This window comes from Pseudoalteromonas sp. SG41-1 (genome assembly GCF_014164575.1).
In the GTDB taxonomy this organism is placed as follows: Bacteria; Pseudomonadota; Gammaproteobacteria; order Enterobacterales; family Alteromonadaceae; genus Pseudoalteromonas; species Pseudoalteromonas rhizosphaerae.
The window spans coordinates 1-490 of record NZ_JACJFL010000121.1; the positions used below are offsets into that span (position 1 = coordinate 1).

Annotated in this window: 1 protein-coding gene; it reads left to right on the forward strand. The window is 52.7% G+C overall.

Annotated elements, in window-relative coordinates:
- On the forward strand, positions 1–490 hold a 490-nt coding region (locus tag H5203_RS23230; protein WP_220495347.1), incomplete at both ends, for an Ig-like domain-containing protein.

Below are 490 nucleotides of genomic sequence, written 5' to 3' on the forward strand. Positions count from 1 at the left end.
TTTGATGTCAGCAGCTTTAATGATGGCACGCTCACCGTCAGCGCCACACAAAGTGATGCGGCGGGTAACACCTCAACTGCAGCCAGCACCTCAGTGATTTTAGATAACGCAGCACCGAATGCCTTGACCATAACGACCCCGATTGAGGTTGATGGCCGGATCAATGCTGTAGAAGATGGCAGTGTATTGATCACCGGCTCTGGCGCAGAAGCCAATGCCAGTGTCAGTGTGACTATCAGCGATGGCGCGAATAACTTATCACGGACTGTGACGGCCGATGGCTCTGGGGCATGGACTATCAGTGGTAGTGAGTTTGATGTCAGCAGCTTTAATAACGGCACACTCACCGTCAGCGCCACACAAAGTGATGCGGCGGGTAACACCTCCAGTGCAACCAGCACCTCAGTGATTTTAGATAACGCAGCACCGAATGCCTTGACGATTGCCACCCCGATTGAGGTTGATGGCCGGATCAATGCTGTAGAAGATG